This window comes from Rhizobium sp. BK181 (genome assembly GCF_014193305.1).
Classification (GTDB): Bacteria; Pseudomonadota; Alphaproteobacteria; order Rhizobiales; family Rhizobiaceae; genus Rhizobium.
In genome coordinates this window covers 45,746-71,420 of sequence record NZ_JACHZA010000024.1, presented here as the reverse complement: position 1 = coordinate 71,420, position 25,675 = coordinate 45,746, and the positions used below count along the sequence as shown (strand labels likewise).

Here is a 25,675-nt window from a genome sequence, read left to right as displayed (position 1 = left end):
CTGTTCGTCTGTGAAACGGCTGCGCTTCATTCCCTGGTCCTCTCAATGGGCCAGAGCTTACTTCAAAATGGATTATTTCAACGGGGCAAGGTCACCAGCTCAGAGACACCTATCCGGGTCCACGCATAGGTTCCCTTCGGAAACACCTCGTTTTTGACAGTCCGGAACACGTCCATCTGCTCGGACATTTCGACTGATAGCTTGTCGTTTCCACGACGTCATCGAACGTGCAATGAGCGGCTTCGAGGACAATCCGTAAATTGTCCCACATAGCTCTGAATTGCTCTGAAGGATCGTGAATAATCTTGAGATCCTTGGTGCGCCCGACTTGGCCGACGACGGCTTCCAGCGGGGCCATTTCTGACGCCACTGAGTGACGCCGTTGCCCTGTCAGGCAAAGCCCTCGCGGCCGATGCCGACACCATAGCGCATCGCGGTCCCGCCCGGCTGGACGAGATAAAGGAAGCGGGAGGGGGTGTCGACGACGATCGTGCCGGGCGCCTCGCCCCCACTCGGGTCGAGGACCTGCTGACGCTAGTGGCGCGGATCGATCTGCTTGTAGGGAACCGCCGGGATCAGAAAGCCGCCATCCTCGATAGGACCATACATGACAGCCAGGGGCCGATCGGATCCTGGAGAGGCGCCGACTGTCGCCCCACCATCCGGCCCGTGCTGGCGGTGGAGACGCACCCCGCCAGGGTAGAGGCTCCAGCCATTGCCGAAAGCGACAGGAGGCTGCGGCGGGATAACGAGGTATCAAAGCTCACGCTCATTCCTCGTCCTGCCATCTGCGCAGATCCGTCTGGTCATGATAGGCCATGCGATCGGGCGTTGTGATAAACTCAATCATCGCGCCCCACGGCGTGCGGCAATAGCAGACCTTGTTTCCAGGACCTTTTTCGGTTGCGTAGGGAATAGCGCGTGGTGCCGTGAGGGCTGTTCCGCCGGCCTTCTCAAAGCGCTCTACCGATGCGTCGATGTCGTCGGTATAGATACCAAAATGCGTAATGCCGAAGTCGCTCGGTGTAACCGGTTGCGCTTGTCTGGGGCCGTGCATTTCGAAGAGCTCGATGTCAGGCCCGGTTCCGATCTTGACCATCGCCTGCGCACGCACAACCGTTCCCGGGTAAGCACCAGTGGCCCGCTCGAACTCGGGTCCCTGCCTGGCCGGATCCTGCGGCCCGAACGATTGGTAGATCACCTGGCCGCCAAAGGCTTCCACCAGGAACGATTTTGCTGCCTCGATATCGGGCACTGTAATGCCGATGTGATTGACGCCGCGAATTGCAGTCATGACAGTTTTCCTTTCTTGTTCAATCGATGAACGCGATCGGGCTCAATTTGCCCGGATTGCAGAGTTCACTTGGCCTTGAGGAAATCGATGAGAGCAGCGGCCACTTCATGCGGGCGCTCGTCCGCCACATAGTGGCTGCACCGCGCAACCGCGCCGCCTGTCACATTGCTGGCGAACTCCTTGAGCATCGGGACCATATGCGCACCGAAACGCTGCTCCCCGCCGAGACCTAAAACGGGTATCTCAAGCGGTCGCTTTTTGTACTCGAGCGCGGCCGCATGGTCGGCGGTCAGTGTGCGGTACCATTCCATGCCACCGCGCGTGCGACCAGGAAGTGCCATTGCTTTCGCGTAGATCTCGAGGTCTTCAGGATTAAAGGTACTGTGATCATAGAACCGCTCGGCCATGAACGCCGAAACATAGTCATATTCGCGGCCATAAATTAGGCGTTCCGGTAGGTCACGGTTCATGTGGAAGGCGAAGTGCCAAATCTTTGCCGTCGTCGCTTCCCACTGGCTCCAGCCAGGAAGCGGAACATCGAGGACGGCCAAATGGGTAACAGCCTCCCGATAGATAGCGGCCTGCGGCAACGCCACCATTCCACCAATGTCATGGCCGCATAGAGCATAGCGTTGATGCTCAAGGGCGACCATGACCTTATGCGCGTCGCGCGCCATCGTCGCCTTATCGTAGCCGTCAAGCGGGCAGTCGGAAAAGCCTGCGCCGCGTAGATCAATCGCCACCACCCTGAACTGTTCGGCCAGCAGCGGCATGACGTGGTGCCATTCCCACCAGGTTTCCGGCCAACCGTGAAGCAGAAGGATCGGGGGACCAGAGCCGCCCGTGACGGCATTGATCTTGATGCCATTCACCGGCACCAGTTGCTGGGTAAAACCTTCCAGTGTTGGGATCATAACTTTTTCCCGTCGATGTTGATGTTAAACAGAGCTAACGACCCGCTCAGTGCTGATCGAAATCGGTGGCGATCGAGATATCGCGCCAAGCGTCGATTTCGCTGCGGAAGGAAGCCAGCTTTCGCTCAGCGATCGAATGCGCGACGGGCCCAAGCGGCAGATGAAGCGGGGCGTTATCGGCGTCGACCGCCTGCAAGATAACTGCAACCGCCTTGTCGGGATCGCCTGCTTGATTGCCGTTGTTCGTTTCACGATAGTGCCTGCGCGAACTCGCGGCGTACTCCGGCATTTCCTTGGCCGCCATCGTGATCGAGCGTCCAAGGAAATCAGTGCGAAACGGCCCAGGCTCGACAATCAGCACGCGGACGCCGAACGGCTTCAGCTCACCGGCGAGCGCCTCGGAAACCCCTTCAACCGCAAACTTGGCGGCGTTGTAGTATGCTGCGCCGCCGCTGCCCGCGATCCCTGCGCCGGACGACATATTGACGATCATTCCGCCCGAACGTCGCAAGGTCGGCAGCGCTGCTCTGGTGATTTCGATAAGACCGAAAACGTTCACCTCGAACATCGGTCGATATTCTTCGGGTTTGCCTTCCTCGAGCGCGCCAAACAGTCCGTAGCCGGCATTGTTCACAAGCACCTCAAAGCCGCCGAATGTCTCGACCGCCTTTGAGACTGCGGCTTTGGCTGCCGCTACATCCGTCACGTCGAGCGGCAAGGTGATCATACGGCCGTCGAATGGCCGAGCCATTTCTTCGATCGAGTTGACGTTGCGGGCAGTAGCGACAACCTGATCGCCCCGCTGTGCCGCAGCGAGCGCGAGCCGTTGTCCGAAGCCGCTCGAGCAGCCTGTAATGAACCATGTTTTCATGACGTTTCTCCGCTTGTTTTCGGAATATGAGTTGAATCTAGATGTTTATATTTGCACTTGAAGTGACAGTTTTGTATTTTCAATGTTCATTTTTGTAAGGGTTTGGCCGTGGAATGGAGTGACGTAAAAATCTTCCTTGCGATTGCGCGATCCGGCACGCTCGGCGGCGCTGCGCGTGCTCTTCAGACCAGCCATCCCACCGTCGGCAGACGGCTGCGTGCCCTTGAGGAGGCGATCGGCCACACGCTCTTCCAGCGGACCGCGGACGGTCTCGTGCTTACCGAGGAGGGTCATGGGATCATCACTCTGGCAGAGCAGATGGAAGAAGGCGCGCTGGCTATGGAGCGCCGGCTTGCCGGGCAGGAGCAAACCCTCAAAGGCAATCTGCGCATCTCGTCAGCAGACTGGTTCGGGGCCTATGTCCTGCCTCCCATCCTGGCAGATTTCTCGAAAGCCTACCCCAATGTAGACGTCGAGATCCTGACCGGCACTCGCCTGTTCAACCTCGCCCAAAGGGAGGCCGACGTTGCCTTTCGCATCGTTCCGTTCGACACTGCCGATGTCATTCAACGGCGGCTCTTCAGGCTCGAATACGGCGTCTACATCGCCGAGGAGTCGCCTGACCCTAAATATGGCGACGGGTCTGGTTTCCGGCTGATCACCCACGATACTTCGACTGGGCAATTCCCCGATATAACCTGGCTCGTCGAGAGTTTCCCGAACGCGAGACCCGTACTGCGATCAAATAACCGAAACGTCCAAGGGCGAATGTGCAAGCAGGGCGTTGGGATCGCCGTCCTGCCCCGCGCAGTGGGCAATCAGATACCGGGTATTCGCAGACTGGAGCTCCCTAAGCCCCCGCCGGCGCGAGACATCTGGATGGGATATCACCGGGACCTGCGACGTCTTCAGCGTCTTCGGGCGTTTATCTCGACCGTCTCGGACCACCTCACAAATGCCCCTGCATGGTAAGCGGCCCGAAGACGATCGATTTTTCCCCGCCAATCACGGCTGCGGTAGTACAGCCGCGACAGACAACTTACTTCTTGGCCGCAATCTCCCTGTGCCGCTCCACCACAGCGCCCACGATCATTGTCATCAGCCCTTCGACAAAGTGCCGACTGAGGCCAACATCATGGGCGATGCTCATCAGTCGATCCAATTGGCGTCGCTCTCGCTCATTATCGATCGCCGGTAACGCTTGCTTGGCTTTTAATTGGCCGACTTGCTCCGTACAGCGAAAGCGTTCGGCTAGGATATAGAGGAGTGCTGAATCTAGATTGTCGATGGTCCTCCGATAGGAAGCAAGTTGCTCTGCCGCATCATCTGTCATCATTGAAATATAATCCACGTGGTTTCATTGGCGGGAGGTAGCGCTTATGAGATGGCATGCATGTTGCGACGCGACAGGGCGATCGTCAGCCAAATTGCCGACACCAGAAAATAGAATGCACCGACACCAGCGTAGCCTGCGACCGTGGCGATAGAAGGCTCCTTCGGCATTTGCGCTTGGAAGATGAAGAGAGCACCGGCCACAGAGGATTGGCCACCGCTCAAAATCATCGCCCACTGACCTCGACTCGTTCTCCAGCGCCGCACCGCAGTTCCAAGCTGCAAAAGTCCTGAAAAGATCGCCCATAGACCGAAAGCGCCGAGAACCCAGTTCATGTTCATCGTCAGCGCCAGCATCACGGCTATCGTCATAGCCGAGCTCGCCGCGACGTTGATCGCTTGGCTCCGGTTGGCGGCAAGACCACCGCTCCTCGTGGCATCGATAACGTTCGCAATTGCATCCCAAGCGGGATAGATGATCAGCAGTGCGGCAGCCACCGCAAAGGAATGCCCTCCGGCAGTCAATGCAGCCGCGACCCACAGCACTGAGAAGGCCGCTCTGGTAAAGTAGTACTTCTTAAGCCACTGGTCGTTGCCGCGCGGGGCACGGGAGGTCTGGTTGTTCGACATTGCTTTCTTCCACTTTCTGAACTGGTTGATTGATGGTTCGCGCTAGCGTCGTCAGATGAAGCCGACATGCTTGCCGAAGGGGGTGTTCTCGTCCCATTCAGTACGGCCGATCCGATCGCTTTCGCTGGAGAGTTTCCGGGTTGACTTCTTGGACCTATCGAGGTCACGCGGGCCGTAGTGAGAGGAAACCTTTGCCCCGCGGCCGTGGGCACCCTTGATGCGCATGTTTTTCTCGAAGGCATCGCTGATCGCCTCCTGCCGCCTCGCCGCCCATCGGCCTTCAGGATCGGAGAGGATCGAACTGGTTTGGTTGATTTCGACCTGTCTTGAAGGCGCAATTGCTGAAATCGGCATCACTTTCTGGACTTTGCGTCGGCTCATGGATTGTTTTCCTGTGGTTCGCCATTTGATGGCCTTAGATGCCGGCGTACCATTCGTAGCCGCGATCTTCCCAATAGCCGCCGTTCCCGCCCCACAGGCCGGCGAAGCTCTCGACCAGTTCGATGCGCATGATGTACTTGGCCTGTTTGTACCCCAGCTGCCGCTCGACCCTGAGACGCAAGGGCGCCCCGTGGCCGACGCTGAGGTCCTGGCCGTTCATCTCGTAGGCGAGGATGGTTTGCGGATGAACCGCGTCAATGAGATCAATGCTCTCATAGTAGCGGCCGCTTCCATCGAGCGTCTTTTCGAGCTCGTCGGCGCAATGCAATACGACGTAGCGCGCCGTCGGCTTGACCCCGGTAAGGCGCAACAGATGGGCGAGTGGACCGCCTCTCCACTTGCCGATGGCGCTCCAGCCTTCGACGCAGTCATGGCGGGTAATCTGGATGCGGGAAGGAAGCGCCTTCAGATCTATGAGCGAAATCTCTCGAGGCCGATCAACAAGACCGTCGATCTTCAGTCGCCAGTTTGCGAAGTCACCTTCCAACAGTTCCGCATATTCATCGCTGTCGGGAGCACTCGTTCCATTGACACGGAAGGAGGGGGAAACGTCCTTTTCGTCAAACTCGCGCGCCAGTGCATCGCGCCCCTGAAGCAGCCTCTGGGCTTTCATGGTCAGGTGCTCGGCTGAGCGAAGGACATTGGCGACGTCTGCGTTCTGGTCCAAGAGGTCGCAGCCAGAGAGAGTAAGGGCGCTGGCCCCGAGCGTGCCGCCGATGAGAAAGCGGCGTCGGGTGAAAAGCTTGCTCATCATTGTGGGCCTTTCTCCTGGATCGCATAGCGTCCGGTGATCATCGAGCAGATGTTGTTCCAGGTCCCGGACAGGACCACCATTGCCACGTGCACGATCACGAAGATGACAAGCGCCGACGCTGTGATGAAATGGATCGTGCGCGCGGACTGGCGTCCGCCGAAAATATCGACAAGGGACGGCAGAGCGGCACCGACGCCCGGTGACATTGTCAAACCTGTGAGCACCATCAGCGGCAGCAAAATGACAATGACGGCCAGATAGGTGAGCTTTTGAAGTGCATTATAATGCCTGGCCTTCTCCCCTTCCGGGAAGCGGAGACGAGCGTGGTCGAGAACCTCGCGGCCGAGATGGCGAGGCGAGAGTTCGTGCACCTTTGGCGTCAGGTCTCGCCTGAAATGTCCGCTCAGCAGGCTGAATCCCACGTAGAGAATACCATTGATCACAAACAGCCAGGCAAAGAAGAAATGCCAGCGACGGCCGGCCGCAAGATCCTGAAACGACGGGATTGTTGCCCAGGACGGGAAAGCTCGCGCGGTCGGCTCCCCATCAACATTGGAAACACCCAAGACGCCAGTTGTAGGAAACTGTAGCCCTGCGACACGCACGAAGCCGCTTGGCGTGCCTGCATCGTCGTCGGAGCCGATTGTCAGGACGGCGGGGTCGCCGTTCGCGCCATAATGACCCCAATAAAGCTCCGGGTGGGCATTGAAGATCTGAAGCCCGCTCAAAAGAAGGAAGCTAAGGCAAAGCACGTTCAGCCAGTGCGTGAGCCGGGTCACGACGGAGTGGCGGCGGATAAAGATCGTCCGAGGATATTGAACATTGTCATTGGAAGCGTCTGCGCTCATCTCAGCGTCTTTCATCTGTGCATTTCGCGGCTGCAGACCAAGCAGCGTCGATCTGTAGTCACTGGCCGGAGCAGTAAGGCGGCTGCTCCGGCCAGTGACGGCGTGGTCTTCACATGGGTGGAACCACGCCATTCTTGCCGACGACCACCTGATGGGCGATAGGGCCTGTTGCGGCTCTTTCAGCTGTGATGAAGACAACGGCGCCAGGAACGAGATCATCCTTGGTGGCCGCGGCGATGGTCACGACCGGTGTCCCATCCGGAATGGCGATCTTCTTTTCCTTGCCATGATAGGTCACGGTGACAGTCCGGCCATCGACGCCTTTAACGGCATCCGCGACCGTCGCATTGGTCATGCTGCTGTCGGGCTTCAGATCCCAACCGTAGCTCCCCTCGCCTGTGCCTTTCATTGCCGGCGGGAAAATGAGGACCTCAAGCGCGCCATCGCCGCCGTCGGCCTTTAGCAATGATGCGATACCCACAAAATCGCCCGGCTTGATGTCGGTGACCTTGGCGTTGGCAACGCCGGCGACTTTCCAGGCGTCGGCAAGCGCGACATCGATTGGCTCGCCTTCGCGGGTCTTCACTTTGAGCGTTGACCCCTGGTAGTCGACGATGCTGCCGCGGACATGGATCGGCGCGGCTTTCTTATCTTCGGCAGATGCGGGTGCCGCAAGGACAGTTACAGAAAGGATGCTGGTCAACCCGAGGGCCAAAGGAGGGAAAACACTTCTCATTTTTATCTTCCTACTAGTTGGTAGTTTAAATGGACGCATTTGACCCGAGTAGCCTTGCCACGCAGGATTAGTGAGAGACTGTTGGCGTGAGACGATTGAGGGCAGGTTCGAGTATCATTGAGAACACTTCCGGCTTCCCATAGGCTCTCGCCGAAAGCATTGCCCCGTATACGGTTGCTAGAAATGTTTCGGCTTCAACATGCGGCGCACTGGTTAGACTCAGTTCGCCCTGCTTGGAACCGCGCTCCATGACCAAAGCCAGCCACGAGGAGATGAAGCGGAAAAAGTTCGTCACCTCGGTTGCGACTTCCGTGGGGAGGGAAGGCAGTTCACTGGCAAGCATAGCACAGACACAGTAGGGTCTGCTGGAATCCTCAATGCATGCAGCCCAGTGGTTTGCATAAGCCTTGAGGATGTCCAGAGCATTCGGAACCTTCTGCTCAAGGACTGCCACGCTTGCCTGGCCATCCTCCCGATAACGCTTGACCAGCTCACGCACCAAATCGACCTTGCTAGGAAAATGATGATGAATGCTTGCCTTGCGGATACCGACAATCTCCGAGATATCGGCGTAGCTGAAGCCATTGTAGCCGCCGCTTATCAGAAGGTTTCTAGTGGACGCCAGAATGTCGTCCGAGGTGGTCGAAAGATTGCTCATACAGCTGATCTACCTTCTAGTAGGCAGGCCGTCAATAGCGAGTATTTGCGGGTTCCTCAATTTGTGTGGTTAACAAATCGTTAGTGGCCACGGCGCTATGGGCGGGCATGCGAACGAGATCCAAATGGTCGCCCGGTCCGGGCATTAAAGTGCAGAGAGAATGCGATGAAAGACCTGCCGTCAGCTAGAATCCTTCTGGCACGCGATTTCGAGAACGGGCCAAAGATTGACCCTGTCAAGATCATCCAGATTTATGAAGCCAGCGAATGGGAAACGTTCATTGACGAAATGGGTCCATTCGCTCAAAACCACATATGTCAACGTTATGCGGCCGACCGGTGCAGGAGACAAAGGCATCGATATTGCTGGCTTCTGTGACGCGGACCAGCTGCTCGGCATCTGGGACAATCACCAGTGCAAGCACTACACCTCACCCTTGAGTTTCGGCGTGGTCGCGCCTGAGATCGGGAAGATGCTCTGGTACTCTTTCTCAGGAGAATACAAAGCTCCGAGAGCATGCCGGTTCATCGCGCCTAAAGGCGCTTCGACATCGTTGTCGCTGTTGCTCTCCAATGCGGACAAGCTGAAAGCGAAGGTTCTTGCGGAATGGGACAAAGCCATCTCCGGAAAAATCACCTCGACTGGGTCGGTCGCCCTGGAGGGAAAATTTCTCGACTCCGTCAGGGATTTCGATTTTTGGATCTTTTCGGCCGAGCAACCTCGAACGATCATCGAAGCCCATTCCAGAACGCCCTATCACATCGGCCGCTTCGGTGGCGGATTGCCCTCCCGTCCGCGGCCCGACACTGTCCCTGTCGAGATCGGAGAGACGGAGGCAACCTATACAAGCAAGCTGCTCGATGCCTATGCAGAGCACAAAGGCGAGACGATCGCCTCGGTCTCGCATCTCGATAAGTGGGGGAATTTGAAATTCCATTTTCATCGCTCTCGCGAGGCCTTTTATCATGCGGAGTCCCTGCGGGTCTTCGTGCGTGAGAAAGTGGAGCCTGGTACTTTCGAGGGCTTGCAGACCGAGATACTCGGCGGAGTCCTGGACACTCACGACGGCGAACACTCGGACGGATATGCGCGCGTCGTCGCCGTAACCGAGAAAGCGCAGTCCTTGGTTCTTGACGCTCATCCTCTGAACAGAAGCGCTTTTCCCACCGACCGTCGGGGGATCTGTCATCAGCTTGCGAACGATGGGAAGCTGACATGGCGTCGCTAATGTCTACGGCCTCGGCTTTCAACGGTTCGCTCGAAACGGGGGTGAGGGCCGTCTTCGTTCTGCACGCGCATTTCCCCCAGGCGGTAGATCTGAACCGGCTGACCGCGATGGATTATCTTGTCGTGCGAACCAGTGTCCTCGACGGACCAGCGGACCTGCATCCCCCGACACCGATTATGTCACCTGTCACGCAGGTCCGTAGAAAGTCCGTTCAATATGAGGTAGCCCTGATGATGTCCCGAAGGCTAGTCGAGCAGGTTATCGATGCAAGTGGGATCCTGTTTCAGGCCGGAGACAATGCGGAGTTTTTTGTCACCGCGCTTCAGACGCCATATCTCCGCCAATTGTACGAGCGCGCCGAATGGCTCGCAGGTTACTTCCAGGACTACAACGATGAGGCTTTTGACGATCTGATGCGCGATCTTCTCACCAACTGGGTCTCTGAATTTCAAGATGAAGCATCCGGACCCTGACGTATTCAGGCTTCCAGATCCGTCACCTTTCCTTTTACGGCTCAGGAAAAGAACCGGCGGTCGTTTCGTTTCAGTCCGGCCTTAACGTCGTCTATGGGGCTTCCGACACCGGGAAGTCCTATGTTGTCGAAGCTATCGATTTTATGCTCGGTGGCAAAGGCCCTCTCCCCGATATCCCGCAGGCGAACGGCTATGGTCGCGTACTGCTTGCGATTGCTTTCGACGACGGATCGGAAACGACATTGCTTCGAAGCATGGCCGGTGGACAGTTCCAGTCATTCGAGGGCCTGCACACGTCGATCCCGGATGCTGAGGGGAGTGGTGAAATTCACAACGACCGCGATGAGGCGAACCTCTCGTCGTTTCTTCTCTCCAAGATCGGCCTTTCAGGTAAGCGGATCAAAAAGAACGCAAAGGATGAAACGCAGGCGCTGAGCTTCCGAAACATTGCGCGGCTGGCGATCGTCAACGAGGAGGAGATCATCCAGAAGCGTTCGCCCTTGTCCAATGGCAACTATACGGCGAATACGGCAAATACGTCCGTCTTCACGATGTTGTTGACCGGCGTCGATGACACAGCGCTCCTGTCACGCAAAAGCACGTCCACCGAAGATCAGAAGCGACTGGCCCAAATCGATCTTCTCGATCAGCTGATCGCGGACGCTCAAAAACGTATCACGACAATATCCGGCTCACGCGACTGTCTGATCAGGAGGAGCGGCTTACGAGAGCGATGGACAATCGCGCCGAGCAGCTCGCTTTCACCGAGGAAAAATTCAAGGCGATCTCGTCCAGAAGGCGGGCCATCATCCAAAAGCTCGAGATTACCAACGATCGATACACGGAAATTGCCACTCTGCTTGACCGCTTCAATCTTCTACGGGACCACTACGATTCGGACTATGAGCGCCTCTTAGGTATCCGCGAGGCGGGTAGCTTTTTTTCGGTTCTCCGACAGGAGGTCTGCGCGACATGCGGTGCTTCGCCCGACCATCACAATCCCAGTGCGGTCTGCCACGGCGATGTAGCGGTGACCGTCGCAGCGGCCGAGGCGGAGATGCAAAAAATCGAGTCTCGGCAATCCGAGCTGACGACGACAATCGCCGCGTTGAACGCGGAGGCGCAATCAATTCGGAAATCCCTTCCCAATATGAGGAATTCACTGAGCGAACTCTCGATTGAGATCGAGACCGTTGTATCACCGGACCTTAGAAGACAACGCGCGACATACAAAGAGCTCGCGGACAAGGGCGCGAATGTACGCGAAGCGCTCGGTCTCTTCAGAAATCTGAATGATCTCACCAGTCGCAAGGCCAACCTGGAACGGCAGAACGAAGGGGGAGCGGGCGATGCCACATCCAACAATCGCCTAACAAGTACCGTGGTCGCCCCGTTCGCGGAACGTGTTGAAAGCGTGCTCCGGCAATGGGGTTTCCCGACGGTCGAGCATGTGCACTTCGACACAACCGCCAAAGATTTTGTGGTGTCCGGGAAAGCGAGAACGTCCTACGGAAAAGGGCTCAGGGCCATTACGCAGTCGGCGTTTACGATTTCTCTTATTCAATATTGCGCCGACAACGATCTCCCTCACCCCGGGATCGTTGTGCTTGACTCTCCTCTGCTGTCTTACCGCGAGCCCGACAGTGCAGAGGACGATCTCAGCGAAACCAACCTAAATGGGAACTTTTACAGATACCTTCTCGGCCTAGAGAGCGACCGACAAGCCATCATCGTTGAGAACATGGATCCACCGTCCGATGTCGAACTCGGCAATCGGGTCATTCATTTCTCCGGAATGGCTGATGAAGGCCGCTTAGGCCTTTTTCCTCTCTAGCCGGGCCGCCGCAGGCGCCCGGCTCGCCATATGGTCATTGGTGATATAGCTTATCCTCAAGATGATCATCACGATGCGATAGTTCGCTTGCGGCGAAATCAACCGTATTCGGGCGCCATACGGGATCAAAGGAGACCTTTAGCACGCAAGTCGGCCGCAAAGGTGATGAGCGGCATTACGAGAGTTAGCGGCTTGTCCTTCAGCGGTTCGGCACCATAGGAAGCGTACCAGTTGGCCGCTCGCTCGCCTTTAGCATCGATGATCAGTAAAAGTCCCCCGCCCTCTCCTGCAAGTCGCAGGCAGCGGAGCGCTGCGGCGGCTAGGAGCCGGCCTCCCAGTCCCTGCCCGGCAACCGCGCGGTCGGTAGCCAATCGCGCGAGCTTGAAGCCTGGCACGTCATGGCGGGCAAGACCGCGTGTCATTGCATCTGGCACAGTCGCATGCTCGACTGCCGAGGGCGCGATCGTATAGAACCCAAGAATACGGCCGGGCACTGCGTCGTCGATAGCACAGAAGGTTTTCGAGGCATTCTGCTCATGGCTCTGTCGGGCGAACCGGAGCAAAAACTCGTTCATCTGACCGTCGCCGCAATCGAAGACTGCCCGACCGTGAGACTTAGCGATCGGTTCCTCATGCCATGCAGGTAAAGTCATAGGCTGCCAGGCAAACCGGCAATCGCCGCGCGCAGCTTGGCGTTAGGTTTAGGCGGATTTTCCAGAAGCTCAAGAATGCGAAGATGATCGCGCTTCGACACTTTGATCGTCTCGGCTTCCTCGATCACAGCCTCTGCTTCTCGCAGCGCGGATTGCGTCACGAAATCCGTCAGATCGGTATTACGAAGTGCCGCAGCGCGCACGAGTTTAGCTTTGGCCGTGGCAGGCACCCTCAAACTCATACGCTCGCTGTTCTCGTTCGCTATGCTCGGCATGTCGGCCTCCATCTCTCAATGGAATATAGGCGAAAGTCTCCTCGTCGTCAATGGTGTGCGCCTTCAAGGCGTACAGATCGCCCAGGCGCACCTCTATATCTTCTTGGCTCGCCTCAGGGCGTGAAGAACGTTGGGATCACCGGTCAGCTGTTCAGCGATCTGCAGACCATCGCGAACGCCCTCAAGGGCAATGGGCGCCTGATCTCGCCAATTGACGCCCAGTACGGACGCAAAGTCTGCTGTCGTTTGGCATTTAATCGTAAGATTCGGCATGCAATTATTTCAACAAGATAGCGCGGCACTTAAATTGAGATTGGACACTTAAGTTGAGATTCTGGTTTCGATTTTGGCACTTAATGTGAGATTCGCCGCCGGGGAAAAGATGGCTGCCTACGGTTAAGCTTAATCAGAAATTCCAAAGATTACAAAAGGTTATTTCCGAATTGGTAGGCGTCAAGCGTCGAAAATCGCACCGAAAAATCTCCAATTAGGTGCCATTACCAGCCGGAACGGGCGCATTCTTACGATTAAATGGCGCGGACAGCCGAGCCGAACGTGGCGGCGGGCGACAGTGTCCAGGTCTCCACGAGGGCGGGAGCGATGATAATCTTCTGTTTCGGCATACTGTATAGATGGGTTTGGCGTTGCTCGGGATCAACAAGAAAAACCGATAGCCCTGACAGGCGTTGGATGCTGGCGCAACAAAAAAGGCCGGGGCGAATTCGCACCGACCTTCTCATGTCGCTCCTCATACCAGTGCCAGTACATCCGTGGTCAAAAGCAGGAAACGACTTTAGCTATCGCGAACATCCCTTCGGACACTCACCAGCGACGCCAGTGCATTATAGATAGCCACGGATTGTGTTCCTTTCAAGTTCGCGGCGTTAAGACAACGGACTTCAAGAGAGCACATCGCAAGCATGAAGCAGAAATAGGCAATAACGGAAGAGAATCCGGACAGCGGTTTTTCCCGCCACGAACTATCCCTTGCCCATCGTCACTGAGGCAATGGAGAAGCAAAATGAAGGTCGTCATTATCACCGGGGGCAGCCGCGGCATCGGTGCCAGCACGGCGAAAATCTGCGCCGCGCGCGGCATGGGTGTTGTCCTCACCTATAACAGAAACCCGGCTGCAGCCGACGCGCTCGTTGCCTCGATCGCGGCTGGCGGCGGCACCGCCGTCGCCCTCAAGCTCGATGTCGGCGATGTCGGCTCCTTCCTCGCTTTCCGCGAAGAGGTCGCATCGGTTCTGCGGACGAGCTTCGCCCGCACCGACTTCGACTTCCTCGTGAACAATGCTGGCCATGGCCTTTACAATCCGATCGTCAGCGTCACCGAAGAGGAATTCGACGGCCTGTTCGCCGTGCATCTGAAAGGCCCGTTCTTCCTCACCCAGACGCTGCTGCCATTGATCGTCGATGGCGGACATATCATCAACCTGACCAGTGCCACCATGCGTGTCGCCTTTGCCGGCGTGGCGCCCTATGCCTCCTTTAAGGGCGGCCTTGAAGTCCTGACCCGCTATATGGCCAAGGAATTCGCTGACCGGAAGATCCGGGCAAATTCCGTCTCGCCGGGTGCTATCCGCACCGAGCTTGGCGGCTTGAACGAGGAGTTTGAAGCCACGCTGGCGGGCATGATCGCGCTGGGACGCGTTGGTGAACCGGAAGAGATTGGCGGCGTCATCGCCAGCCTTCTGTCTGACGATAACCGGTACATCAACGCCCAGAACATCGAAGTGGCCGGCGGCTACATTATCTGACAAGGGAGGCTCTCGATGCTCGATCACATAGTTCCCACGGTTGCCGACGTCGAACGCTCGATTGTCTTCTACACCGCAACGCTTGGCCCCCTCGGTATCACCCAGCGCTTGGACTATGCCGGAAAGGATGGCCCTCCGGGCCATCCCGACCTCAAGGGTTTCGGCAAGAACGGTCGCTTCATCTTTTGGCTGCGCAAGGGCGAGACTGCGCCAGGCTCGATGCATATCGGCTTCGCTGCCGATTCAGAAGCGATGGTCGATGCCGCACATGTTGCTGCGGGCGCGCTCGAAATCCACAAACCAGGTCCGCAGTTGCATTACGATCCACGCTACTACGCCGCGCAGGTTGCAGATCCCGACGGCCATACGCTCGAATTCGTCAACAAGAGCTGGCAGCATGGATAGTGAGATGATGACCGACATTCCCATCATGAGAGCGAAGGTTGACGCCCTCATCGGCGCCACCAATGCCTTCGACGTCGAAGCTGTACTATCCCTCTTCACGTCGCGCGCCGTGATCGACGATCCTTCAACCGGCGAGCGCTTTGACCGCCATGCCGGCATCCGCGACTACATCGAGCGCTACTTCATCGGCTACCACACTGTGACCCGCCTACTATCGATCGAGGCGCTCGACGAGAACCGGGTTCGTGCCAACGTGGATTTCACCGGAGATTTTGGTCATGAGATCGGTCGGCTCGACATCGCGTTCGACGAGGAAGGGCTAATCTCGCGGATCGACGCCGATCTTGAATAGGCGGACGTGGTAATGTCATTTAGGCGGGTACCCATCACTGGATTAAAAGCGATAGGCAGACCCAGTCGTGCTAGATCTGAACGCCTTGATCGGATTCGAACTCGCGACCAGCACATTATGAATGCGTCGAAGGCTTTGATTAGAAACAGTCTCCCGACCAATCTTCATGGCCGTGGCGGATACGGATCACGAACATGCTCCCGTCTTCGATGATGCGATACACCACAAGGTGCGCCTTGAACGGATGGATCCTGACAGGAGGAGAAATCTCATGGCGTTCGCGCGCCATTCTTGGGTTGGTGACGATGAGTTCGAGCAAGGCAAAAAGCTCATCGTGATATCGTTTGGCAATGAGTGCTCCGAAGATGCTCCTCTTCCGCTTGGATCGAAAGGCTGAATGGCATCAATCGCTTCCGCGGCTGGTCTCGGCTCGAGCGGTGGCTTCGGCAAACTCGCTAGCCCACTTGGAGGCAGTTAAAGTCGCCGCCGCGATCACCCCTGTTCCCGGTGGCGTCGGTCCTGTGACAATTGCATTGTTCATGGCCAATCCGTAATCACTGCACACCGTGCAGCCGGGCTTGCCACATGACAAAACATATCGACCATTCGAGAGTTTGCACGGTCAGGCGAAACTTTTTCGGCGGCGCCAACGGCGGGCGAATGGGCACGGTCAATCTGGGGCGGAATAATACTTGCTCGAGTTTAAGCTCGCAGCAGCGGTTTTGGTTCCTGCTTTCTTGGCGGTAGCCGCCGATTGCTGTGCGGAGCCATTCGGATTACGCCACGGGTTGATTGTCTATTAGTATACGGTTTCACCACGCACGGAGATCTCGATCGCATGACCTTGGGCTTGTGCTCAGCCAATTTCGCCCTGTTGAACCCTATCCAACAGCCATTGACCGGCCGGTCCCAGATCCTTGTCAGACTTCTGGACTACTCTGAACTGATAGCGAGCGTCCTTCCACAAATTGAGCGGTAGCCTCACCAGTCGCCCGGCCTCCATGTCCGAGCGTATCATCGGCTCAGGCATTGATCCCCAACCGACCCCTGCTAGCAGCAGTGCGTGCTTTGCGCCAAGGTCGGCCAGCCGCCAGGTTTGTTCGGAAAGCACGCCAAAATCCCGCCCCTGCGAGAGTTTGGATCGATCCGACAGGACAAGCTGCACGTGCCTGCGCGCCTTAATTTCAGCGATTGCGCCGTCTTTCTCCGCAGAGAGGGGATGACTGGGGGCCGCGACCGGAACCACGGCAATCGAGCAAAGCGGAACAAACTCCAAACCATCTGCCGTCGCCGGCACAGGCCCGCTGATACCGAGGTCGGCGACCCCGTCGCGGACGAGTTGCGTTACCGCGCCGACAGCTTCAACATGCAATCGCATGGTAACGGACGGATAGGCAGCACTGAAGGCGTTGAGGATTTCGGTGAGTGCTGGGATCGGCATCATTACGTCAACGGCGAAAGAGACTTCAGCCTCTTCGCCCTGCAAGAGGCTTCTGGTGCGGGTTAGCAACCCGCCGACCTCTCTTGTGATGGCCCTTGCACTTGGCAATAGTGCTCGACCGGCCTCCGTGAGGCTCACCCTTTTCGCCGTTCGACGATCAAACAGCGAGAGACTTAGCTGGGCTTCCAAGTTCGCGAGTTGGTAGCTCACGACAGATGTCGCTCGGTTAAGGCTGCGAGCAGCTCCCGCGAAGCTGCCGGTGTCCGCGATCGCGAGGAAAACTCGAAGCTGCTCTAGGGTGGGTGGGTGCGGGGTAATCATCCCAGTTATTAGAACAAATTGCGCAAGATTATCCAGCTTTTTGTGTAGTCCGTTTCCGTCTAGCTAATCGCCAGAACTATTCCAGTGACTGCTCAACATGAGAGATCTCTCCAATGTCCAACAATTTGCGCTATCTTCCAGCCATCGGTCGCCTGCTCATTAGCATCATTTTTCTGGTGAGCGGTCTCGCCAAAATCACCAACGCCGCCATGGTCAAGGGCTACATCGTTTCCGCCGGCCTGCCCCTCCCCGATCTAGCCTATCTGATCGCCATCATTATCGAAGTCGGCGGTGGCGTGCTCCTTCTTGCCGGCTTTAAGTCACGGATGGCGGCGGGCATACTGGCCCTCTTTTGTATCGTCACAGCATTCGCATTTCACGCCGACCTGACGGACCAGATGCAGTCGACGAATTTTCTAAAGAACATCGCGATCGCTGGCGGGTTGTTGCAGATCATCGCCTTCGGTTCGGGTTCACTTAGCTTGGACGGACGACCAACCTCCGATCGCTCCCCCGCCGCATAATCTATCTTTTGCCACAGGCCATCCGCTGCACCGCGGCGGAGCCCGTGGTAAGCCAAGGAAAGCATCTAAAATGCGTGTCTTCAGACTTACAACTCCGCATATTGACGGGCTCCGTCTATCCGAGGAGCCCATGCCCGAACTCGCACAAAACGAAGTGCTGGTGAGGATGCAAGCTGCGTCCGTCAACTACAAGGATAGCTTCTACCTCAACGGGGAGGATGGAATTCAACTCTCCCGCGCCACAATCCCACTTTCGGACGGCGCAGGTGAGGTCGTGGCCGTCGGCCCACTGGTCCGTCGTTTCGCGGTGGGCGACCGGGTAGTGGGAAACTTCGTCCAGGACTGGATCTATGGCCCCATCCCCTCACATGCGGTTGATTCCAGCACGACACTGGGACACGGGATCGATGGGGTCCTTGGAGAATTTAGAGCTTTCCATGAGGAGGGTTTGGTCCGACTGCCTGAGAACCTCAATTACGAGGAAGCTGCTACACTTCCATGTGCCGCGGTCACCGCCTGGAACGCAGTTCGAAATGTTCGCGCCTGGGAAACAGTGCTCATCACTGGAACAGGTGGCGTCGCCCTCTTTGCGTTGCAATTCGCAAACGCGCTTGGAGCAAAGACAATCGTTATCTCCTCTAGTGATGAAAAAATGGCCCGCGCCAAAGACGTCGGCGCCAGCCACGTCGTCAACTACAAGAACGAACCTGACTGGCACTTGCGCGCCCGCGAACTCACCGGGGGATGGGGCGTCGAGCACGTCGTCGATGCCGTCGGGCCTGACACGTTAGAGCGCTCAATCGCCGCGACAGCTCGGGAAGGCACGGTGCATTTTGTCGGTTTGATGAACCCTAAGCGAGTGCTGAACCCCATGCTCATCCTTGGCGGCACGGTCAACGTGCGCGGCGTCCGGGTCGGCTCGCGTAAGCTCTTTGAGGAAATGAATGCTTTCATCGAAAGGCGCGACATCCATCCAATTATCGGAAAGCGTTTCGCATTCGAGAGCTCACGAGACGCATTCGAACAACAGGTTCGCGGCGCGCCTTTTGGCAAGATCATCGTCGACATTGAAGGTGACCGCCAAGCCTAGACGAAAGAGTGCTTTTTCGAACTCGCGAAAATCGGGAACGCCGCGAAATGCGACCCCGACCCGTAAACTCAATCTGGATTTTGGAACGAATATGTCCTCCACAACTGAGAAGACTATCGCCGTCGTCGGCGCAACCGGCCAGCAGGGAGGGGCTGTCTTGCGCGCCCTCAAGACCGACAATGAATTCAAGACCCGTGCCCTCACTCGTCACCCCAGAGAGCATAGCGACATTGCCGACGAAGTCGTCGAGGCTGATCTTGACCGACCCGAAACTCTTATATCGGCGCTCTCAGGTGCGCACGGGCTCTTCCTCGTGACGAATTTCTGGCAAGAGGGAACCGACGAGATCAAGCAGGCAACAACCGCAATTGAGGTCGCCAAGGCGGCCGGTGTTCAACACCTAATTTGGTCGACCTTGCCGAATGTTGATACAATAAGTGGGGGTCGTTTCCACGTTCCCCATTACACCGGTAAGGCTAAAGTTGACCATATCGTGCGGTCCGCCGGATTTACGCACCACACGTTCGTAGTGCCACCTTTTTATTATCAAAATTTGTTATCGGTCATGGCGCCGCAGCAGCGTCCAGACGGTTCTTGTGGCTGGACCCTTCCGCTCAACCCGAACTCGCGCAGCATTCACATGGGCGACATCAACGAGTTCGGCGACATTGTTGCAGGGGCGTTCAGCCGTCCTGCAGAGGTAGGCAATGGACAATACTTGCCTCTTGTCGGTGACGTTCTAAGCTTCAACGAGGTGATCGATACCCTTCGGCAGCTCGAACACGAATTTTCGTTTGCCCGTGCACCGCGTGGCGTCTTTCCAGCTGAGGTGGAAGCCACTTTCGATTACTTTGAGGCGCATACCTACATGGGCACGTTCACCGTCGCTGACTTCGAGCTCGCAAACGTTGTATCTGGCAAACAGCCGACGAAGTTTGTCGCGTGGGCGCGAGAGCACTTCCGACATCCGACTGGACCGATGTAAAAGGGCTCGGCATAGGGGTTAATAACCGAGATACGGCAATGCCGATGACAACGACAACACGCCGGCGGCTTATGGCTTCCGGACGTGGCTATGTCGCTGGGCCTGGCGCACGCTCCCGGTCGTGCGGAATGCTTGGCCGTGCGCTCATGAGCGGCGAGTTCGGCTTGTAGTAGCTCCGCGATATCGTGGTTGACCTTCGACATGGTAATCAGGCGTCTCAAGTCGCGCATTCCAGCGCGCCGGCATTCAAGCTGCGGGATCTCGAGCTCCGTCTGGCCGGCGCGCGGCTGCGTGCTGGAAAGCGCCAGGATGAGAAGGTGGTCTGACCAACATTTGAATGGCCAGCACCATAAAATCGAGACAGGCTTCCGGCCTTCCCTTTCGCCCTCTTCGCGCTGCCATGCCCAGAGGTACGGGTAAGGCGGACTTTGGCGGCTCGGGGAGTCCTGTCGCAAATAACGAGGGGGGCATGGAGCCGACACCGCAGCATTTTATGGCCGAAAAGACGAGCATTAACAGGCGGAAGGACGAGGGCGTCGCTATCATGCGGCCTCCCGTTCTTTGCCTGCAGCCGGTTGAGGGCCGTGCAGGTAGGCGACAGCGCGCTGCGCATTCGCGGGCGCCTGAAAGATCGCCCGCTTGTCGTCGGAGACCACCTTCAACCACACGACTGAAAATAGGACACACGGTCCGGCCGCGGCTCCAGTTCTCGAACTAGTCCCGAAATTGGCGGAAAGGAAGCAACTCGAAGCTTCAGCTACCAGTTCTTCCCGGGCTCTCTTGCTCCGGTCTTCCGAACACCAGGTGAGGTCGCGGCCGACCGGTGCGGGAGCGCCGTCCGGTAAGCCACCTCATGACCCGGTGTCGCATAGAAGAAGCCACATCCCTGAAGCTACCAAAAAGCGGCATCTTGATATGATCCCCGGCCGGGCTGAAGAAGGCTTGGTTGCCGCCGTAGCGAACAGCTAAGGACTTAGCAAAGAACCTGGCGATGGCGGGGGTCAGACAGCGACAACGGCCGCAGCAAGATCCATTTCATCTTGCGGCGGACGCCGTTATCGCTCCTACCGACCTAGCGGAAGGTGGTGAACGCCGGCTCATCGGACAGTCAGCTTCTTGTCCGGCGGCGGATGCTTTGGTCTCAAGCCTTAACGAAGGCCAGCAGATCCTGATTGACAACCTCTGCGTGGGTCGTCAGCATGCCATGAGGATAGCCCTGGTAGACCTTCAGCTTGCCGTTCTTGAGAAGCTTAATCGATTTCAGCGCGGCATCAGCAAGCGGCACGATCTGGTCGTCGTCGCCGTGGAGCACCAGCGTTGGAATTGACATCCCCTTTAGGTCTTCCGTCTGGTCGGTTTGCGAAAACGCCTTGATGCCTTCGTAATGCGCCTTTGCGCTGCCCATCATGCCCTGACGCCACCAGTTTTGGATGACGCCCTCATATACGATCGCACCCTTGCGGTTGAAGCCATAGAAGGGCCCGGACGGAAGATCGCGGAAGAATTGGGCGCGGTTTGCCGCAAGCGCCGAACGCAAGCCGTCGAAGACTTCTAGGCGCAGGCCTTCGGGGTTGGCATCGGTCTTCAGCATCAGCGGGGGAACAGCGCTGACGAGCACGGCCTTGGCGACGCGCCCCGCAGGCTGACCGAATTTCGCCACGTAGCGGGCGACCTCCCCGCCACCTGTGGAATGGCCGATGTGAACGGCGCCCTTAAGATCGAGATGTTCGACCACAGCGTGGGCATCGGCGGCGTAGTGGTCCATGTCGTGCCCGTCGCTGACTTGCGAGGAGCGCCCGTGTCCGCGGCGGTCATGGGCCACGACACGAAAGCCGTTCTGCAGGAAAAACAGCATCTGGGCGTCCCAATCATCGGAGGAGAGCGGCCAGCCGTGGTGGAATACGATGGGTCGCGCCTCCTTTGGGCCCCAGTCCTTGTAGAAGATCTGGACGCCGTCCTGGGTTTCCACGAAGCTGCTGGTCATTGGCAATACTCCTTCTTTCGATGGTTTGGTGGTTTTGGAAAAGGCGAGCGACGGCATTGTCATCGTCGCGGAAAGGCCGGCGCCGGCCAGCAGGGCGTGCCTTCTGGTGATCGCCGGTTCAACCGAATTGTCGCTCATCGCATTGGCTCCGGTTGGGATTTACGGGGTCTGGTGCAGCGTTAGCGAGGCAACGCCGACGGCGAGGTTGAGCCCTGTGTCTCCCTCGATGGACACGGGTTGCAGCGCTACGGTCCTGGAGCTTCCGCCGACGAGGATGTGGGCGTCTGCGCCCACGCCCACGCTGGCGCCGGCGGTCACACCATCATAGGTGCCCTGCAGACCGCCCACGGATTCGCGTGTGGCGTTGTAGACCAGCCAGGCCATGCGGCCCGTTTCGACGGTTCCGACATCGAGGCCGAACTCCGTGATGCTCCCCGAGTAATGCTGGACAGGCCCGCTATCGCTCCGCCTGAACGTGCAGTGCAGGTCCTGTTTGGTGCCGACGATGACGCCAATCCCGGCAGACACATCGCAGTCCAGCAGACCGACTTCGGCACGCTCCGCGCGGGAAACGCCGGGAGCGGCGAGCATGCCAGCAGCCAGCAAATAGAAGACGGAATGTTTCATCGGGTAATCCTTTTTGGAGAAATCGGGGGTTCAGTGCGCGCGGCGCGTCGTTTCGAAAAGGAACCACACACGGCGTTCCGTTTCATCGATCCAGTTTTCAATCAGGCTGGTTGTGGCGTGGTCGTTGCAACACGAAGTCAGGGTGTGCAGTTGCCGAAGGATTGCTACTAGTTGTTTGTTGTCCTCGCGAAGTTCGGCAAGCATGTCGTCGGGCGCAACGAAATCTGCGTCATTATCGAGTAGACGCTGCAGGCGCCTGATATGGCCGACTGAGCGGACGGTCGTCCCGCCGATCTTGCGGGCCCGCTCGGCGATATCGTCCGTCATTGCGAAAATCTGCGCCCCTTGCTCGTCGAGCAGAAGGTGGTAATCGCGAAAATGCGGACCGGAGATATGCCAGTGGAAGTTCTTAGTCTTGATGTAGAGGGTAAAAACGTCCGCCAGCAACGCGGTCAGCGCGGCGGATACTTCGCGGGTCGCATCGACGCCGAGATCGGTCGGGGTGGCGAGCGGAAGCGTGCGGGTTCTGGTGGCTGTGATCGTATCCATAATCATTCTCCTTGGCGCGGTCTACTGGACAATCACGAGACGGTAGTGGTTGCGGCCGTCTGATCGGCATGGAGGATATGGAGAAGAGCGGCAGCGGCGAAATCGGCTATTCATACAGGCGGGCCAATACCTTAGTGTAGTTTTCCGAGGTGCTGGACCAAACTAGTCTTTGCCCATCGCTTCACTCCTCCCCCGGGGCGATCGGCTTGAACAAGCTGTGGGCTTCGGAGTCCTTTCCCACGTCCGGAGCCGGCCATTTTCTTGACGCACTGACGGTTCGGTAACCTATGCCCGGGTTTCGCGTTTGCCGGGTGCCGTCGCCGCTGTTTTCTTTATGGACGCGCCCGCACCCGCTGCCATTTAAGAGCCACAATCCTCAAGACGTACCGACATGAAAGATCACGCCCGGACGGTGTCGAACGGTACGACCATCACCCCGGCCGCTGGGATGCATTGAAAGCCGTTGAAAGTGCGGTCGCTCCGCCTACTGCGATAAACCTTTGCGTGTTCGTGGCAAAGCTGCGGGGCGTGGCTCGCTAACTTCGTGAAGACCCCGCTGTCCAGCGCTCAACGCATTGAGGACGCTGTTGTGGCCGCTGGATCGACGGGTATGCTGGCCGTAGCGCTTGAGCACATCGCGAGTGCGGCCGACGTAGAGGCTATTCCCGCCTCCCGAAAACATATAGATGCCCGAACCCTTAAAGTCCGGACGCAAGATTGTGTCTGTGACCGGCGCTTGAGCCATAAGAGCTTCGAATTTCGGGTCCAAGTTTTCGGTGAATGCCCGGAATGTCTCGTGCATGGTGTCCTCAATTACTGTTTACTCGAATGTCGGCGTTCGGTTACGCGCTCAGCGTCCCGAACGACGACACTAAGGCTCTTGTCTGAATTGCCTCCCTTTAAAGCCGCAGAGGAGGCGAGAGATAATGTTCACATTATCCCCATGCTCGAAACCTCCCCCACCCCGTGATCTCGCGCAGGCCGAGCAATGGCAAGTAGCCGGGTTTCACGATCGTGATGCCGGCGCCGATCGACGGGGATGGTTTTGAGCCCAAGGTTGATGGCGGCGAGATAGGCGTCGGTGGTGATGCCCGCCTCCCGGAGAATCGACGCGGAGAAGACAATCGGCCGAGCCAGGGCGCGTACTGAAGGACGGAAAGCTCGTTCCAGGCATCGAAGGCGATGATCGCCTGCAGCACCGCCGGCAGATGCTCGGCCTGGTGCCACACGCCGCGCCATTCATCGAGCCGGGCGTCCTCATCCCAGTCGAGATCATAGATCATCGGATCGGCCGGAGCCCGGCCGGGCTTCCTGGCTCGTTCGATCGCTGCCTCCGATCGGGCCAGCAGGGCATCTATGGCAGCGTAGTCGACCCCGGGCAGATCTTTGGTGTCATCACCATCATCCTCCTCCCCCTCCGCATCCATCGCAACCGCCCGTCAGGTCGCGGCGACAGTCAGCGTATCACCGGTGTCAGCAGACATAATTTCGGAGGTTTGTCGCAGCGTCCGAACGCCGTCCGCCGACAGCGCCCAATCCGGTAACTGGCCACAGATGCGACGACGGGTGCGCAGCGCATCGCGCTGAATGGTGCCCGATATATTAAGGATATCACTTATTTTATCCCAGCAGAAAACAGAAATCGCCGGCGTTCTCGGCTTTTGTGGATGCCATGCGATTTCGCGTATGAGCCCTTACGATTGAGATCTTCTTGTCAGACACAACTCGCCCGCCTTACGCTAGGCCGCTAAAGCTGCAAGTCGATTTCGATCCGTTCCACGCCGAACGTCGACCCACGGCCACATTCTGCTGACTGTCGCTAGGAAAGAAAACGCGTAGCGCCCGGCCAGTATCAGTATCGTCGCCCAGGCGGCTCAACTGTGAGCGGAAAATACGGGCAGCGCAAAACGTTAGTTCAGCGATTACCGAATTAACCTACATGATATCCGCCATCGACTGGTATAGTAACGCCGGTCACGAACGCGGCGGCATTCGAGCACAGAAACAGGATCGGTCCGACCAGATCTTCTGTTGTGCCCCATCGCTTCAATGCGGAACGCTCAGCGATCTTCTGCTCGCTTTTGGCAACCGACCACAGCGCCTTGGTCATTTCGGTCCGGTGATACCCTGGCGCGACCGCATTCACGCGTACGCCATCGCGGCCATATTTATGGGCCATCGCCCGAGTCAAGCCCACAATTCCCGTTTTGCTGGCGGTGTAGGACGGGACGCTTTCGTCGGCGAGATAGCTCAGCATCGAGGCAAAATTGACGATACTGCCGCCGCTGCGCTTGAGCAGAGGAAAGGCCGCGCGGGACAGGCGCATCGCGCTGTTGAGATTGACATCCATGACATCGAGGAAGATTTCCTCGTTCCATTCGTTGTCCGGCCGGGCGATGCCCTGGCAGTTCACGAGAACGTCGAGGCTGTCGAGGCCACCAAAAAACGCCTCGACTGCCGCGCCATCCCTGACGTCAAGCTGCTCGAACCTGATTGGGCGGGTCGTTTCCCCGCGCGCGTCGCGCAGACGCTGTTGCGAGCTGCCGGTTGCGATGACGGTCGCCCCTGCGGCGGCAAAACCATTCGCCACCGCCAGTCCGATCCCGCTCGTGCCGCCAGAAACGACGACCATCTTTTCCTTCAAGAGGTCCGGTGCGAATGCCGTTACGCCGTCCATTTTCGTTTCTCCCGTCA

30 protein-coding genes and 6 pseudogenes are annotated in these 25,675 nt (G+C 57.7%); 13 read left to right on the top strand and 23 right to left on the bottom strand.

All coding sequences use genetic code 11. From position 1 onward, the window contains the following. Window positions 1-109: 109 nt before the first annotated feature. The 5 genes and pseudogenes from FHT77_RS32355 to FHT77_RS28585 form a co-directional block, all read right to left on the bottom strand. Complete coding sequence (locus FHT77_RS32355) at window positions 110-358, bottom strand: Rid family hydrolase (protein WP_348649651.1); 249 nt, start codon at window positions 356-358, stop codon at window positions 110-112. A 35-nt stretch (window positions 359-393) separates the two neighbouring features. Next, window positions 394-767 (bottom strand): annotated as a pseudogene (locus FHT77_RS31765) (L,D-transpeptidase); the annotation flags it as partial. A gap of 2 nt (window positions 768-769) precedes the next feature. Beyond that, complete coding sequence (locus FHT77_RS28595; protein WP_183758693.1) at window positions 770-1,294, bottom strand: VOC family protein; 525 nt, start codon at window positions 1,292-1,294, stop codon at window positions 770-772. Between the two features lie 65 nt (window positions 1,295-1,359). Next, a complete protein-coding gene (locus FHT77_RS28590) occupies window positions 1,360-2,208 on the bottom strand; it encodes an alpha/beta fold hydrolase (protein ID WP_183758691.1) in 849 nt (282 codons plus the stop codon). Between the two features lie 46 nt (window positions 2,209-2,254). After that, on the bottom strand, window positions 2,255-3,079 hold the full coding sequence (locus FHT77_RS28585; RefSeq protein WP_183758689.1) for an oxidoreductase: 825 nt from the start codon (window positions 3,077-3,079) through the stop codon (window positions 2,255-2,257). 108 nt (window positions 3,080-3,187) lie between these two features. On the opposite strand from FHT77_RS28585, the gene FHT77_RS28580 reads away from it, so the two are divergent. Beyond that, a complete protein-coding gene (locus FHT77_RS28580; protein ID WP_183758687.1) occupies window positions 3,188-4,051 on the top strand; it encodes a LysR family transcriptional regulator in 864 nt (287 codons plus the stop codon). 67 nt (window positions 4,052-4,118) lie between these two features. Here FHT77_RS28580 and FHT77_RS28575 read toward each other — a convergent pair whose 3' ends face one another. The 7 genes from FHT77_RS28575 to FHT77_RS28545 all read right to left on the bottom strand — a co-directional run bounded on the left by FHT77_RS28575 (window position 4,119) and on the right by FHT77_RS28545 (window position 8,478). After that, the gene (locus FHT77_RS28575) at window positions 4,119-4,415 is read right to left on the bottom strand and encodes a chorismate mutase (RefSeq protein ID WP_183758685.1); all 297 of its coding nucleotides are present in this window, start codon (window positions 4,413-4,415) and stop codon (window positions 4,119-4,121) included. A gap of 41 nt (window positions 4,416-4,456) precedes the next feature. Next, on the bottom strand, window positions 4,457-5,041 hold the full coding sequence (locus FHT77_RS28570) for a DUF308 domain-containing protein (protein ID WP_183758683.1): 585 nt from the start codon (window positions 5,039-5,041) through the stop codon (window positions 4,457-4,459). 51 nt (window positions 5,042-5,092) lie between these two features. Further along, window positions 5,093-5,422, bottom strand: coding sequence for a hypothetical protein (locus FHT77_RS28565; protein ID WP_183758681.1), 330 nt, complete (start codon window positions 5,420-5,422; stop codon window positions 5,093-5,095). 34 nt (window positions 5,423-5,456) lie between these two features. Next, window positions 5,457-6,233: a molybdopterin-binding protein gene (locus tag FHT77_RS28560; RefSeq protein WP_183758705.1), complete on the bottom strand. Its 777-nt coding sequence runs from the start codon at window positions 6,231-6,233 to the stop codon at window positions 5,457-5,459. After that, entirely contained in the window at window positions 6,233-7,084 is an 852-nt protein-coding gene (locus FHT77_RS28555; RefSeq protein WP_183758680.1) for a cytochrome b/b6 domain-containing protein, read from the bottom strand. The genes FHT77_RS28560 and FHT77_RS28555 overlap by 1 nt, the downstream gene beginning before the upstream one ends. 109 nt (window positions 7,085-7,193) lie before the next feature. Further along, entirely contained in the window at window positions 7,194-7,820 is a 627-nt protein-coding gene (locus tag FHT77_RS28550) for a hypothetical protein (protein WP_183758678.1), read from the bottom strand. 67 nt (window positions 7,821-7,887) lie between these two features. After that, window positions 7,888-8,478 carry a TetR/AcrR family transcriptional regulator gene (locus FHT77_RS28545; protein WP_183758676.1) on the bottom strand — a complete coding sequence of 197 codons (591 nt, stop codon included), beginning with the start codon at window positions 8,476-8,478 and terminating at the stop codon, window positions 7,888-7,890. Window positions 8,479-8,758: 280 nt separating this feature from the next. Between FHT77_RS28545 and FHT77_RS28540 the strand changes: the two genes are divergently transcribed. The 4 genes and pseudogenes from FHT77_RS28540 to FHT77_RS31760 all read left to right on the top strand — a co-directional run bounded on the left by FHT77_RS28540 (window position 8,759) and on the right by FHT77_RS31760 (window position 12,013). Then, window positions 8,759-9,706 (top strand): ABC-three component system protein, encoded by a 948-nt coding sequence (locus tag FHT77_RS28540; RefSeq protein ID WP_246712820.1) that lies wholly within the window; start codon window positions 8,759-8,761, stop codon window positions 9,704-9,706. Then, a complete protein-coding gene (locus tag FHT77_RS28535; RefSeq protein ID WP_183758674.1) occupies window positions 9,694-10,179 on the top strand; it encodes an ABC-three component system middle component 2 in 486 nt (161 codons plus the stop codon). The genes FHT77_RS28540 and FHT77_RS28535 overlap by 13 nt, the downstream gene beginning before the upstream one ends. Beyond that, a pseudogene (locus FHT77_RS32350) lies at window positions 10,167-10,529 on the top strand (AAA family ATPase); the annotation flags it as partial. The gene FHT77_RS28535 and the pseudogene FHT77_RS32350, both read left to right, overlap by 13 nt. A 383-nt stretch (window positions 10,530-10,912) precedes the next feature. Further along, a complete protein-coding gene (locus FHT77_RS31760; protein WP_246712819.1) occupies window positions 10,913-12,013 on the top strand; it encodes a hypothetical protein in 1,101 nt (366 codons plus the stop codon). Window positions 12,014-12,138: 125 nt separating this feature from the next. Here FHT77_RS31760 and FHT77_RS28525 read toward each other — a convergent pair whose 3' ends face one another. Together FHT77_RS28525 and FHT77_RS28520 are read right to left on the bottom strand one after the other, a co-directional pair. Beyond that, window positions 12,139-12,666, bottom strand: a complete 528-nt coding sequence (locus FHT77_RS28525; protein WP_183758672.1) for a GNAT family N-acetyltransferase — start codon at window positions 12,664-12,666, stop codon at window positions 12,139-12,141. Further along, entirely contained in the window at window positions 12,663-12,941 is a 279-nt protein-coding gene (locus tag FHT77_RS28520; RefSeq protein ID WP_015633362.1) for a DUF1778 domain-containing protein, read from the bottom strand. The genes FHT77_RS28525 and FHT77_RS28520 overlap by 4 nt, the downstream gene beginning before the upstream one ends. A 1,021-nt stretch (window positions 12,942-13,962) precedes the next feature. Between FHT77_RS28520 and FHT77_RS28515 the strand changes: the two genes are divergently transcribed. The 3 genes from FHT77_RS28515 to FHT77_RS28505 are packed head-to-tail and all read left to right on the top strand — an operon-like array spanning window position 13,963 to window position 15,460. Continuing rightward, window positions 13,963-14,703 (top strand): SDR family NAD(P)-dependent oxidoreductase, encoded by a 741-nt coding sequence (locus FHT77_RS28515; RefSeq protein ID WP_183758670.1) that lies wholly within the window; start codon window positions 13,963-13,965, stop codon window positions 14,701-14,703. A 15-nt stretch (window positions 14,704-14,718) separates the two neighbouring features. Continuing rightward, window positions 14,719-15,108 (top strand): VOC family protein, encoded by a 390-nt coding sequence (locus tag FHT77_RS28510; RefSeq protein WP_183758668.1) that lies wholly within the window; start codon window positions 14,719-14,721, stop codon window positions 15,106-15,108. Next, window positions 15,101-15,460, top strand: coding sequence for a nuclear transport factor 2 family protein (locus tag FHT77_RS28505; RefSeq protein ID WP_246712818.1), 360 nt, complete (start codon window positions 15,101-15,103; stop codon window positions 15,458-15,460). Before FHT77_RS28510 ends, FHT77_RS28505 begins: the two co-directional genes overlap by 8 nt. A 139-nt stretch (window positions 15,461-15,599) precedes the next feature. Here FHT77_RS28505 and FHT77_RS28500 read toward each other — a convergent pair. Beyond that, a pseudogene (locus FHT77_RS28500) lies at window positions 15,600-15,864 on the bottom strand (type II toxin-antitoxin system RelE/ParE family toxin). Between the two features lie 63 nt (window positions 15,865-15,927). On the opposite strand from FHT77_RS28500, the pseudogene FHT77_RS32345 reads away from it, so the two are divergent. Beyond that, window positions 15,928-16,014 (top strand): annotated as a pseudogene (locus tag FHT77_RS32345) (hypothetical protein); the annotation flags it as partial. Between the two features lie 302 nt (window positions 16,015-16,316). Here the strand turns inward: FHT77_RS32345 and FHT77_RS28490 are convergent. Further along, a complete protein-coding gene (locus FHT77_RS28490) occupies window positions 16,317-17,222 on the bottom strand; it encodes a LysR family transcriptional regulator (protein WP_183758666.1) in 906 nt (301 codons plus the stop codon). 113 nt (window positions 17,223-17,335) lie between these two features. Between FHT77_RS28490 and FHT77_RS28485 the strand changes: the two genes are divergently transcribed. From FHT77_RS28485 to FHT77_RS28475, 3 genes are all read left to right on the top strand, one after another. Further along, entirely contained in the window at window positions 17,336-17,746 is a 411-nt protein-coding gene (locus FHT77_RS28485) for a DoxX family protein (protein WP_183758664.1), read from the top strand. Window positions 17,747-17,876: 130 nt separating this feature from the next. Further along, window positions 17,877-18,836, top strand: a complete 960-nt coding sequence (locus FHT77_RS28480) for an NAD(P)-dependent alcohol dehydrogenase (protein WP_183758662.1) — start codon at window positions 17,877-17,879, stop codon at window positions 18,834-18,836. Further along, window positions 18,820-19,821, top strand: coding sequence for an NmrA/HSCARG family protein (locus tag FHT77_RS28475; RefSeq protein WP_259131566.1), 1,002 nt, complete (start codon window positions 18,820-18,822; stop codon window positions 19,819-19,821). The genes FHT77_RS28480 and FHT77_RS28475 overlap by 17 nt, the downstream gene beginning before the upstream one ends. A 542-nt stretch (window positions 19,822-20,363) precedes the next feature. Here the strand turns inward: FHT77_RS28475 and FHT77_RS32340 are convergent. The 6 genes and pseudogenes from FHT77_RS32340 to FHT77_RS28450 all read right to left on the bottom strand — a co-directional run. Then, entirely contained in the window at window positions 20,364-20,585 is a 222-nt protein-coding gene (locus FHT77_RS32340; RefSeq protein WP_405049332.1) for a hypothetical protein, read from the bottom strand. Next, entirely contained in the window at window positions 20,575-20,814 is a 240-nt protein-coding gene (locus FHT77_RS32000) for a zincin-like metallopeptidase domain-containing protein (protein ID WP_312859786.1), read from the bottom strand. Before FHT77_RS32000 ends, FHT77_RS32340 begins: the two co-directional genes overlap by 11 nt. Window positions 20,815-20,962: 148 nt before the next feature. Continuing rightward, on the bottom strand, window positions 20,963-21,943 hold the full coding sequence (locus FHT77_RS28465) for an alpha/beta fold hydrolase (RefSeq protein WP_183758660.1): 981 nt from the start codon (window positions 21,941-21,943) through the stop codon (window positions 20,963-20,965). A 21-nt stretch (window positions 21,944-21,964) separates the two neighbouring features. Beyond that, window positions 21,965-22,432: a DUF992 domain-containing protein gene (locus FHT77_RS28460; RefSeq protein ID WP_183758657.1), complete on the bottom strand. Its 468-nt coding sequence runs from the start codon at window positions 22,430-22,432 to the stop codon at window positions 21,965-21,967. Window positions 22,433-22,462: 30 nt separating this feature from the next. Beyond that, window positions 22,463-22,981: a Dps family protein gene (locus FHT77_RS28455; protein WP_183758655.1), complete on the bottom strand. Its 519-nt coding sequence runs from the start codon at window positions 22,979-22,981 to the stop codon at window positions 22,463-22,465. Between the two features lie 936 nt (window positions 22,982-23,917). Next, window positions 23,918-24,573: pseudogene (locus FHT77_RS28450) on the bottom strand (DUF1612 domain-containing protein); the annotation flags it as partial. 2 nt (window positions 24,574-24,575) lie between these two features. On the opposite strand from FHT77_RS28450, the pseudogene FHT77_RS31755 reads away from it, so the two are divergent. Further along, window positions 24,576-24,671 (top strand): annotated as a pseudogene (locus tag FHT77_RS31755) (LysR family transcriptional regulator); the annotation flags it as partial. A gap of 240 nt (window positions 24,672-24,911) precedes the next feature. Here FHT77_RS31755 and FHT77_RS28445 read toward each other — a convergent pair. Next, a complete protein-coding gene (locus tag FHT77_RS28445) occupies window positions 24,912-25,658 on the bottom strand; it encodes an SDR family NAD(P)-dependent oxidoreductase (protein WP_183758653.1) in 747 nt (248 codons plus the stop codon). Window positions 25,659-25,675 lie beyond the last annotated feature (17 nt).

Coding starts and splice junctions, on each gene's coding strand:
- FHT77_RS28560 (WP_183758705.1), bottom strand. CDS start 6,233: ATGAGCAAGCTTTTCACCCGACGCCGCTTTCTCATCGGCGGCACGCTC.
- FHT77_RS28555 (WP_183758680.1), bottom strand. CDS start 7,084: ATGAGCGCAGACGCTTCCAATGACAATGTTCAATATCCTCGGACGATC.
- FHT77_RS28490 (WP_183758666.1), bottom strand. CDS start 17,222: ATGATTACCCCGCACCCACCCACCCTAGAGCAGCTTCGAGTTTTCCTC.
- FHT77_RS28510 (WP_183758668.1), top strand. CDS start 14,719: ATGCTCGATCACATAGTTCCCACGGTTGCCGACGTCGAACGCTCGATT.
- FHT77_RS28525 (WP_183758672.1), bottom strand. CDS start 12,666: ATGACTTTACCTGCATGGCATGAGGAACCGATCGCTAAGTCTCACGGT.
- FHT77_RS28460 (WP_183758657.1), bottom strand. CDS start 22,432: ATGAAACATTCCGTCTTCTATTTGCTGGCTGCTGGCATGCTCGCCGCT.
- FHT77_RS32355 (WP_348649651.1), bottom strand. CDS start 358: ATGGCCCCGCTGGAAGCCGTCGTCGGCCAAGTCGGGCGCACCAAGGAT.
- FHT77_RS28585 (WP_183758689.1), bottom strand. CDS start 3,079: ATGAAAACATGGTTCATTACAGGCTGCTCGAGCGGCTTCGGACAACGG.
- FHT77_RS28485 (WP_183758664.1), top strand. CDS start 17,336: ATGTCCAACAATTTGCGCTATCTTCCAGCCATCGGTCGCCTGCTCATT.
- FHT77_RS28455 (WP_183758655.1), bottom strand. CDS start 22,981: ATGGATACGATCACAGCCACCAGAACCCGCACGCTTCCGCTCGCCACC.
- FHT77_RS28565 (WP_183758681.1), bottom strand. CDS start 5,422: ATGAGCCGACGCAAAGTCCAGAAAGTGATGCCGATTTCAGCAATTGCG.
- FHT77_RS28520 (WP_015633362.1), bottom strand. CDS start 12,941: ATGCCGAGCATAGCGAACGAGAACAGCGAGCGTATGAGTTTGAGGGTG.
- FHT77_RS28575 (WP_183758685.1), bottom strand. CDS start 4,415: ATGATGACAGATGATGCGGCAGAGCAACTTGCTTCCTATCGGAGGACC.
- FHT77_RS28480 (WP_183758662.1), top strand. CDS start 17,877: ATGCCCGAACTCGCACAAAACGAAGTGCTGGTGAGGATGCAAGCTGCG.
- FHT77_RS28505 (WP_246712818.1), top strand. CDS start 15,101: ATGGATAGTGAGATGATGACCGACATTCCCATCATGAGAGCGAAGGTT.
- FHT77_RS31760 (WP_246712819.1), top strand. CDS start 10,913: ATGGACAATCGCGCCGAGCAGCTCGCTTTCACCGAGGAAAAATTCAAG.
- FHT77_RS28515 (WP_183758670.1), top strand. CDS start 13,963: ATGAAGGTCGTCATTATCACCGGGGGCAGCCGCGGCATCGGTGCCAGC.
- FHT77_RS28535 (WP_183758674.1), top strand. CDS start 9,694: ATGGCGTCGCTAATGTCTACGGCCTCGGCTTTCAACGGTTCGCTCGAA.
- FHT77_RS28570 (WP_183758683.1), bottom strand. CDS start 5,041: ATGTCGAACAACCAGACCTCCCGTGCCCCGCGCGGCAACGACCAGTGG.
- FHT77_RS28545 (WP_183758676.1), bottom strand. CDS start 8,478: ATGAGCAATCTTTCGACCACCTCGGACGACATTCTGGCGTCCACTAGA.
- FHT77_RS28590 (WP_183758691.1), bottom strand. CDS start 2,208: ATGATCCCAACACTGGAAGGTTTTACCCAGCAACTGGTGCCGGTGAAT.
- FHT77_RS28550 (WP_183758678.1), bottom strand. CDS start 7,820: ATGAGAAGTGTTTTCCCTCCTTTGGCCCTCGGGTTGACCAGCATCCTT.
- FHT77_RS28445 (WP_183758653.1), bottom strand. CDS start 25,658: ATGGACGGCGTAACGGCATTCGCACCGGACCTCTTGAAGGAAAAGATG.
- FHT77_RS28595 (WP_183758693.1), bottom strand. CDS start 1,294: ATGACTGCAATTCGCGGCGTCAATCACATCGGCATTACAGTGCCCGAT.
- FHT77_RS28465 (WP_183758660.1), bottom strand. CDS start 21,943: ATGAGCGACAATTCGGTTGAACCGGCGATCACCAGAAGGCACGCCCTG.